Here is an 8,874-nt window from a genome sequence, read left to right as displayed (position 1 = left end):
AACCTGGCCGCGACCGCCCGGCTGCGGCTGCGCCCGGTCTACGGGTCCCAGGATTCGGCGTTCGCGGCGGCGCTGCCGCTGGGGCTGGTGCTGCCCAAGCACATCAAGGTGCCCGCCGAGCTGAGGGAGAAGCTGTGAGCGAGAAGAAGGCGCGCACCAGCCGCGCTGAGAAGAAGGCGCGCGAGCTGCGGCCCCAGCGCCCGCCGATGCGCGGGTGGCTCGGCCGCGGCCGCGGCCAGTCGGTCTATGTGCAGGCACCGGATGAGTGGCGCGGCACGACGGTGCAGGTCTGCGGGCTGTGGCCGTTCGCCATCGGCACCGGCACCCCGATGGTGGGGGTGCCGCTCGGCCGGCACATCCATACCGGGGCGACGTTGTGCTGCGATCCCATCTCCTGGTTCCAGCGGGCCAAGCTCATCTCCAACCCGAGCGCGTTCGTGCTCGGCAAGCCGGGCCTGGGCAAGTCCACCCTCGTGCGCCGGATGGCCACCGGGCTGGCCGGCTACGGGGTGATGCCGCTGGTGCTGGGGGACCTCAAACCTGATTACGTCGACCTCATCGAGGCGATGGGCGGGCAGGTCATCACCCTGGGCCGCGGCCGCGGCTACCTCAACGTGCTCGACCCCGGCGAGGCCACCGAGGCCGCCGCCCGGTTGCGCGCGGCCGGCTATGACCGGCAAGCCGCGCAGGTGCTCGCAGACGCGCACGGCCGCCGGCACACGATGGTCTCGGCGCTGCTGACGATCCTGCGCTCGGCCCCTCCGACCGACCGGGAGGAGACGATCATCGACCGCGCCTTGAAGGTGCTCGACGAGCGCCACGAGGGCGTGCCGGTGCTCGGTGACCTGCTGCGCGTGATCCAGGAAGGTCCCGAGGAGGTCCGGGCCGTGGCCCTGGACCGGGGCAGTGACGAGCGGTACAAGCAGATCACCGAGGGCCTGGAAGCCTCGCTCATCGGCCTGGTGGGCGGCGGCCGGCTGGGAGAGACGTTCTCCCGGCAGACCACCAACCCGATGCGTCGGGACGCTCCGGTGGTCTATGACGTCTCCGCGATCGACGACTCCGAGATGGACCTGCAAGCCGCCACCCTACTGGCGTGCTGGTCGGCCGGGTTCGGCACGGTCAACGTCGCCAACGCGCTGGCCGATGCCGGTCTGGAACCGCGGCGGCACTACTTCGTGATCCTCGACGAGCTGTGGCGGGCGCTGCGCGCCGGCCGAGGCATGGTCGACCGGGTGGACGCCCTGACCCGGCTCAACCGGCAGCGCGGTGTGGGCATGGCGATGATTTCCCACACGATGAGCGACCTGCTGGCCCTGCCCACCGAGGAGGACCGCATGAAGGCCAGCGGCTTCGTCGAACGTTCCGGCATGGTGATCTGCGGCGGGCTGCCCTCCGCGGAGATGCCCAAGCTCACCGCGGCGGTGCCGTTCTCGCTGGCCGAGCAGGACCTGCTCATCGGCTGGCAGGACCCGCCGGCCTGGGACCCGGCCACGGGTCGGGAGGCCGAGCCGCCGGGCCGGGGCAAGTTCCTCGTCAAGGTCGGTGGCCGGCCCGGCATCCCGATCAACGTCCAGCTCACCGCCGCTGAGACCTCGATCAACGACACCAACAAGCTCTGGCACGAACAGTCCCGCGTGGGCAGCCGCCAGCTGCACCTCGTGAAGGAGGCAGGGGCATGAGCACTCCGAACAACCGCCGCCGCGATCCCGGCGGCCTCGGTGCTGAGGCCGTGCTGGTGTGGGTGGCGATCGTCGTCGTGGTGATCGTCGTCGGCTCGGTCTATGCCGCCCTGCACCTGGGTCACCGGCTGGCCGGCACTGGCACGCAGGTGCCGGCCGACCCGTTCTCCGCGGTTTTCGGGCTGCTCGGCGGTGACGTCGCCTGGCCCGGTGCCGCCGGCTGGTGGGTCGTGGGCGGCCTGGCCGCCATCGGTGTCCTCCTGGCGGTGCTGGTGGGTCTGCTGCTGCGCCGGCTGCGCCGTAACCGCACCCGCGTGGACCGGGCTGCGTCCTACATGGGTCGCGGCCGGGACGTCGAGGCCCTGACCCGTAAGAACGCCCAGGCCACGGCCCGGCGACTCGGCGTGGAGGACTCCCCCGGTGTGCCCATCGGGCGCGCCGTGGGTGGTGGGCAACCGCTGTTCGGGTCCTGGGAGGACATGCACATCGATATCTGGGGGCCGCGCACCGGCAAAGCGCTGGTCGCGACAACACCGGTCCTGACGCCGAACGGCTGGACACCCATCGGTGACCTGGCTCGCGGGTGCCGCGTCATCGGTCGAGACGGGCAGCCGCACACGGTGACAGGGGTATTTCCCCAGGGGGTGCGGCCGGCCTACCGCATGACGTTCTCGGACGGCACCTCGATCCTGTGCGATGCCGAGCACATCTGGACGGTCCGTCCCAAGCTGCGCGCGGACAAGCGGCACCCGGAAGGGTGGCGCGAGTGGACCACGCAGCAGCTTCTTGATAACGGCCTCCGGCGCTCTGACGGCGCTGCAAAGTACTACCTGCCGATCGTCAGGCCGGTCGAGTTCGACGGCGTGCTGGAACCGGGCGTTCCTGCACGCCCGACTCCGCCCGGACCTACCCGAGGACCTGGCCGGCAGGTCCGTACAGACGCGGGGCCGGCGGGACTGGCACGTGCTGCTCGTGCCACCGCCCTACTCGATGCCGCGGACCTGAACGCGCGTCCTCTTGACCCGTACCTCCTGGGCGCACTGATTGGCGACGGTGGCCTCACCGGCCCCGGCATCCGATTCTCGACGGCCGACGCGGAGTTGATGGACATCCTTCGCGATCGCTGCCCGGAGCGAACCGAGTGGGTGAGGGTCGCCGGTGCACCGTACGATTACCAACTCCGCACGACCGTGCGGGGCCGAAACTCCGCCATCACTGCGCTTCGCTCACTCGGTCTTTGGGGCGCGGGCTCGTTGACCAAGCATGTGCCAGATGCCTATCTGCTTGCGCCGATTCCTGACCGGTGGGCATTGCTGGCTGGCCTGCTGGACACTGACGGCTCGATCGACTCGCGCGGCATCGTCGAGTTCTGCACCTCGTCGCCGCGGCTCGCGCGCGACGTTCGCTTCCTCGTCCAGGCTCTCGGCGGCACGGTGACTACAACGGTGCGCGAAACCACGCACGCTCCCTCCCACCGCCTGTTCCTGCGCCTACCGGCCGACAGTGAGTCCCCGTTCTGGCTCACACGGAAGCGCGAGCGGTGGGAGAAGTTGCGGTCGACGCGTCGGGTGAAGGTCCCTACGCGCGCCATCGTCTCGATCGAGCCGGCCGGAGAGGCCGAGATGGTGTGTATCAGCGTGGACGCGCCGGATCAGCTCTACGTCGCCCAGGAGTGCATCGTCACGCACAACACGACCAGTCGGGCGGTGCCGGCGATTCTGGACGCTCCCGGCGGGGTGCTGGTTACCTCCAACAAGCGCGACGTGGTGGACGCCACCAGGGACGTGCGCGCCAAGGCCGGCCCGGTGTGGGTGTTCGACCCGCAGGCCATCGCCCTGGAAGAACCGACGTGGTGGTGGAACCCCCTGAGCTACGTCACCGATGAGGTGAAGGCGGCCAAGATGGCCGAGCACTTCGCCGCCGGCTCGCGTGATCCGGGAGCCAAGACCGATGCCTACTTCGACCCGGCCGGCCAGGATCTGCTCGCCGGCCTGTTGCTCGCCGCAGCTCTCGACGGCCGCCCGATCACCGACGTCTACACGTGGCTGACCCGCCCGACCGACGACACGGCGGTGGACATTCTGCGCGAGCACGGCTTCACCCTCACCGCCGACCAGGTGGCCGGCGTCGTCGACGCCCCGGAGAAGCAGCGCGGCGGGGTGTTCGGCACCGCCCAGCAGATGGCCTCGTGCCTGACCAACCGGCAGGTGGCCGCCTGGGTCACCGCCCAGGGCATGACCGATCGGCGGCCGCACTTCGATCCCGAGACGTTCGTGCGTGAGGGTGGCACCCTGTACTCGCTGTCCAAGGAGGGCCGCGGCACCGCCGGCCCGCTCGTGACCGCGCTGACGGTGGCCGTCGTGGAGGCCGCCGAGGAACTGGCGGCCACCTCCCCCGGTGGCCGGTTGCGCACCCCGCTGCTCGGGGTGCTCGATGAGGCGGCTAACGTCTGCCGGTGGCGCGAGCTGCCCAACCTCTACAGCCACTACGGCTCGCGCGGGATCGTCCTGATGACGATCTTGCAGTCCTGGTCCCAGGGCGTGGAGGTGTGGGGCGAAGCAGGGATGAAGAAGCTGTGGAGCGCGGCCAACATCAAGGTCTACGGCGGCGGCGTGTCCGAGGCAGCGTTCTTGGAGGACCTGTCGCGGATCATCGGTGACTACGACCGGCTGTCATCCTCGACGTCCTACGGGCGCGGGCAGCGCACCGTCTCCCAGCAGCTGCACCGTGAGCGCATCCTCGACGTGGCCGACCTCGCGGCGCTGCCCAAAGGCCGTGCCGTGGTGCTGGCCTCCGGCTCCCGGCCGACGCTGATCCGCACGCAGCCGTGGATGACCGGGCCGCACGCGGCCCAGGTGCGCGCCTCGATCGCGGCGCACGATCCGCAGGCCGAGCGCACGATCCGGGAGGCAGAGACCGAACTGGCCGCCGTCGACGCGGCCCTGAGCACTGAGAAGGAGGCGTCGTGAGCGAGTGGGGCGACGACTACGACGAGGACGGCATCGAGGCCGAACCGATCGACGTCGACGAGAACACCGCCGAGGTGGCCGACGACGACACCGGCGAGCTGGCCGACGACGACACCGGCGAGGCGGCGGCCGAGCCGAGCCTGTACTACGGGTCCGTTGATGAGTTCCTGCGGGAGTACCTGCGTCACGTCTACCGGCGCAAGATCGACGGCCGGCACAAGGTGTGGGCGGCTCGCTGGTGGGAATACGACGAGGCGGTGATCCGGCTCGAAGCGCTGTGGCGGTCTTGGGAGCACCTGCGCCTGGACGGCAAGACCGGGATGAGCGTGTGGTGGCGCGACCACGCCGACCATCACATGGCGGTGCTGATGGACCCAGAAGGGCCGTTCCTGGCAGCCGACGCGACCGCTGAGGAGAACCAGTGCAAGAAGGGTGCGCCGCTGCCCTACCAGGCTCCACCGGCTGGCCTGTTCCCCGACGTCCGCGAGGACCCCGGCTCAGCCGCCTGACGCCGGCCGCCGCTCCGAACACAGACAGGGACCGCCCCCCTTTCGGGACGGTCCCTGTCCTCGTGTGGCGGTGCTGGTCGGCTCATCGGGCCAAGCCGGTGCGCTGGGCCTGGAGCTGCGCGCCGCGGACCTTGGCCTTGCGGGCCTTGGGTGCCTTCTTCCCGGCGCCCTTGACCGCTTCGGTGGCCGGCGTGCCCTGGCTGACGTCGGCGCGCATCCGGGTGGCGACCACCTCCGCGTTGATGCCCTTGGCTTCCAGCTCACGCGCGGTGCCGTCGCGCCGTTCGGCGCTGTCGTAGAGGTTCCTGCCGTCCTCACGGACACGCTCAGCCAGCGCCTCGCGCTGCTCGGCCTCCGCCGCCGCCCGGACCCGCTCCTCGGCGTCGGGTTCGTGTTCGGCCGCTGCCCGCGCCTCCGCAGCGCGCTGCTCCTCCTGGTCGGCCTGGGTCATGAGTCGCTGCGCCTCGGCGTTCTCGGCCGCCGAGCGGCTCCGCTCACCATCCGCCTGGGCACGCTCGTGCACGGCGCGCTCGACCGCGGCCCGCACCGCAGCCGGGTCGGCCTCGGTGGCGTCGACGTCGACGCCGTAGCGCGTGCGCAGCTCGTCGCGCATCCGCTGTTCGGCGCGCACCGCCTCGAGGTCCTCCCGTTCCCACGCGCGGGCGACCTGATAGGCGTGGCCGATCTGCTCCGGGCTCGCCTGATTCCACCACTGCTCGCGGTAGACGTTGCTCAGCTCTGCGCGCGCCACGCGCCGCTCGGCCTCCATCCTGGATTGCAGTTCGCGGGCCTCCTGCTGGCTGCGCGCCTCAGCCTGGCGCAGTGCCTGTTCACGCTCTCGAGCGATGCGCTCCGCGATCTGTGAAGCGGCGGTGACCAGCACCCGCAACTGACCCTCGAATGCTTCCTCGATGCCGTCGGTTCCCTCAGCCATGAGCGGCCCCCTCTCCTCCTAGCGTTCCGGTCCGCGGTCTGCGCCCGGTCTGACGGCGTGCCGGCGGCGCGCCGGCTCGATCCTGTTCGGCACCGGCGACGCCGCCGCAGTGGCCGGCTTCGCCTGGCCGGCGTCCATCAGCCGGCGTGCGCGCTCGGCGGCCGGGTCCAGCTTCGGCGGCTCAACGGGCCGCTCAATCGTCACGGTGGCCGTACGTCCCTCGGGCTGCGTGCGTTCGCTCGGCGGCTTCGGCAGCGCAGCGCCCACCCGGTCAAGTCGCGCCCGGACGTCCTCACTGATGAGTCTCGCCTGCCGAGCATCACGTGCGGCAACGGCCGCGTCGGCCACCCGCTCGCTGAGCCGGATCAGCTGGCGCAGCATGACCGCCTGGGCGACGGTTCCCTGGCCTCCACGCGCGGCACTGGCCAGCAGCATCGCCGCCCCGGAGATGGCGATGGTGCGCGCCTTCTCCGGCCGCACGGTCCGCCGGTACGTCTGCGCCGATCGCGACAGCGCCTCGGCCGCGGCCGCCAGGTCGCCCGGAGTCTCCTCCGTCGCGTTTGACCACGCGGCCAGCGCTCCGGCGGTCTGCCGGGCCACGGTTGCCCATGTGTCCCGATCCTCGACCGGAACCTCGCTCAACCGATCCACGAGCTTGCTCAACCGCTCCTGCTGCTGCACCCATTGCCGGGGCCTCGGCTCGGTTGCCTCCCGCCCCGGCGCGACGACGCGCCGGCCACGCTTGGCGGCGTTCCACTCCGCCGCGGCGTCCATCGCTCCGGTCGGGGTGTCCTCCCATCCGTCGCGCAGCCGGGGCAGGCTCAGATCACGGCCGAGCTGCCCGCCGCCGTACCAGATCGGTCGTTCACCGGCCTCGGGTCGCTCGGCCACGGAGTAGCCGGTGATGACGTCGGTGCGCCCCTCCGCGTACCGCGGCCGCACGAGCAGTCCCTCACGGCGCAGCCGGCGCACGAACTCCGCTTCCGACCTGCTTGCGGTCGCGCACCCGCGAACCTTCAACGACAGCAGGTAACGCGGCTGGTCGGTGCGCAGCTCGGAGGCGATGCGCGCCTGCCGCTCCATGCCGTCCAGCCGCTCCCACGGCGGGGTGCCGGCGTCCATCTTCGTGCGCGCTCGCTCGTACTTGGCGCGCGCCCGCGCACGAGCCTGCGCCTCTCGCTCGGCCGGGTGGTAGCCGCGCGTTGCACGCTCCGCGCGTACCGACTCCAACTCTTCGAGCCCGTACTTCGTCTCCAGCGCGCGAGCCGCGGCCTGGGCGCGGCGAAAGTCGTTGTGTACCGACGCCTTGGTGCCATCCTCGCGCACCAAGTTGACCGCGATATGAATGTGGTCGTTGCCGTTCGTCGACAGCCCATGACGCACGGCCACCCACCGGCACGCAGCCTTCGTGCCCTGGTTGTCGTCGAACTCCATCGCCGCAATGAAGTCGCGAGCGATCTTCCCCCAGTCCCCATCCGTCAACGTCCCCTCGTCGGCGCGCAGCGACAGCGAGCAGTGCCACACATGGCCGCCCTTCACATCGACGCCGAGGAGGACACGTGGCTTGTCGACGTGACGCGCGATCGCCAGCGCCGAGTCCCGGCCCAACTCGTTGTCGTCGTACCACGCCATCACCGCCGGATCGCCGGCCACCAGGTGCGGCTCGGTGTGCTCGTTGTGCCGACCAGGACCCACCAGGTAGGTCATCAGTCCGGCCATCCGGTGGCCGCGCACGACGTTGGGCATCATCGCAGCGCCTCGGCCAACTGGTCGATCAGACCGTCGATCCGCTCCGCCGTCCGTCGCACCGCCGCCAGCGTCGCCGACATCTCTGCCTGCGCCTCGCCGGTGGCGTTCGTCGCCCGCGCGATCTGGTTGACGTTGTTCGCGATGCCCGCGAGCACGCGGTACGCCTTGAACAGTTCGGTGAGCAGCTCATCGCGCACCGACGCATTCGCCGCGGCGTTGGCCGCGCCGCCCGCCAGCGCGGAGTCGATCAGCAGCTTGGGCACGCTCACCCGGTACCGCAGCGCGAGGGCCAGCAACTGCCCCTCCTCCTCCGGCGTGACGCGTACGACGTGCCGGTGCTGACGCCCACCCTCGACACGCCGCCGGCGCTTCTGACGAGCCGCACTCGTCGCGTCCTGAACGCCCTCGCCGGCCACGACATCGCCTCCTCTCGGCCCAGCGCAGCGACCCCGCCCATGTGCGGGGACCACACGTCCAGTGTGCCGCATTCTCGACCCCGCGTCGAGGATCAAAGCCGATCCGGGCACCGGATCGTATAGCTTGCTCCGTCTGGGACTCCTTTCGGGGTTCGCTCACGTCGTCAGACGGGGGCGGTCGCGGCTACGCCGCGACGAGGGCCTTTTCCTGTCGACTGATCGTCGACGCAGACACGGTGTATCCCTACGATGGAGATATGGCGAACCAACCGAGTGTCGAAGAAGCGGTGGAGCGCGCGCGGCGCGCTCAGGAGGATCGGATCGCGGCGATTCGCACGGTGGCTCAGGCACGGCAGAGTCTGGCGGACGTGCGCGAGCAGACCGCGCGTGAGTTGGCCGAGCTGCAACAGCAGATCGCCCAGCGCATCCGCCAGGCCGAGCAGGAGGACGTGCGCGCCTACAACGCCGCCGTGACTGCCGGGTGGACGCCGGCCGAGTTGAAGAAGATCGGCTTTCCCGAACCGGAGAAGAAGCAGCGTGCCAGGCGACGCAGCACGCGCCGCACGGCAACGTCAACGGCGGCCAAGGACGCGCCGTCACCGCCACCGGAGCCGG

General features: G+C 70.9%; 6 protein-coding genes and 2 pseudogenes. 5 read left to right on the top strand and 3 right to left on the bottom strand.

Translation table 11 applies throughout. The features are described from left to right. Window positions 1–206: 206 nt before the first annotated feature. The 4 genes and pseudogenes from M6444_RS07400 (at window position 207) to M6444_RS07390 (ending at window position 5,160) form a co-directional block, all read left to right on the top strand. Entirely contained in the window at window positions 207–1,682 is a 1,476-nt protein-coding gene (locus M6444_RS07400; RefSeq protein ID WP_240474274.1) for an ATP/GTP-binding protein, read from the top strand. Next, window positions 1,679–3,121, top strand: a pseudogene (locus M6444_RS22910) (LAGLIDADG family homing endonuclease); the annotation flags it as partial. The gene M6444_RS07400 and the pseudogene M6444_RS22910, both read left to right, overlap by 4 nt. A 252-nt stretch (window positions 3,122–3,373) precedes the next feature. After that, window positions 3,374–4,651: pseudogene (locus M6444_RS22905) on the top strand (TraM recognition domain-containing protein); the annotation flags it as partial. Continuing rightward, a complete protein-coding gene (locus tag M6444_RS07390) occupies window positions 4,648–5,160 on the top strand; it encodes a DUF4913 domain-containing protein (RefSeq protein ID WP_298324979.1) in 513 nt (170 codons plus the stop codon). The pseudogene M6444_RS22905 and the gene M6444_RS07390, both read left to right, overlap by 4 nt. Before the next feature lie 82 nt (window positions 5,161–5,242). Here M6444_RS07390 and M6444_RS07385 read toward each other — a convergent pair whose 3' ends face one another. Genes M6444_RS07385 through M6444_RS07375 form a run of 3 tightly spaced genes read right to left on the bottom strand, consistent with a single transcriptional unit; the run spans window position 5,243 to window position 8,259 of the window. Then, a complete protein-coding gene (locus M6444_RS07385) occupies window positions 5,243–6,094 on the bottom strand; it encodes a hypothetical protein (RefSeq protein ID WP_298324977.1) in 852 nt (283 codons plus the stop codon). Window positions 6,095–6,112: 18 nt separating this feature from the next. After that, window positions 6,113–7,843: a relaxase/mobilization nuclease domain-containing protein gene (locus M6444_RS07380; RefSeq protein ID WP_298324975.1), complete on the bottom strand. Its 1,731-nt coding sequence runs from the start codon at window positions 7,841–7,843 to the stop codon at window positions 6,113–6,115. Beyond that, a complete protein-coding gene (locus tag M6444_RS07375; protein ID WP_298324972.1) occupies window positions 7,840–8,259 on the bottom strand; it encodes a MobC family plasmid mobilization relaxosome protein in 420 nt (139 codons plus the stop codon). Before M6444_RS07375 ends, M6444_RS07380 begins: the two co-directional genes overlap by 4 nt. Before the next feature lie 257 nt (window positions 8,260–8,516). Here M6444_RS07375 and M6444_RS07370 point away from each other — a divergent pair. Then, window positions 8,517–8,874 (top strand): hypothetical protein (locus M6444_RS07370; protein WP_298324969.1); only part of this gene is annotated, 358 nt, incomplete at its 3' end.

The sequence above is a fragment of the Haloactinopolyspora sp. genome (assembly GCF_027324685.1).
Classification (GTDB): Bacteria; Actinomycetota; Actinomycetes; order Jiangellales; family Jiangellaceae; genus Haloactinopolyspora.
The sequence above is the reverse complement of the archived record's forward strand: the minus strand, read 5'-3'. Positions and strand labels throughout refer to the sequence as shown.

Bases quoted from the DNA above. Each gene is read 5' to 3' on its own strand.
- M6444_RS07400 (WP_240474274.1), top strand. From the start codon at position 207: ATGCGCGGGTGGCTCGGCCGCGGCCGCGGCCAGTCGGTCTATGTGCAG.
- M6444_RS07385 (WP_298324977.1), bottom strand. From the start codon at position 6,094: ATGGCTGAGGGAACCGACGGCATCGAGGAAGCATTCGAGGGTCAGTTG.
- M6444_RS07380 (WP_298324975.1), bottom strand. From the start codon at position 7,843: ATGATGCCCAACGTCGTGCGCGGCCACCGGATGGCCGGACTGATGACC.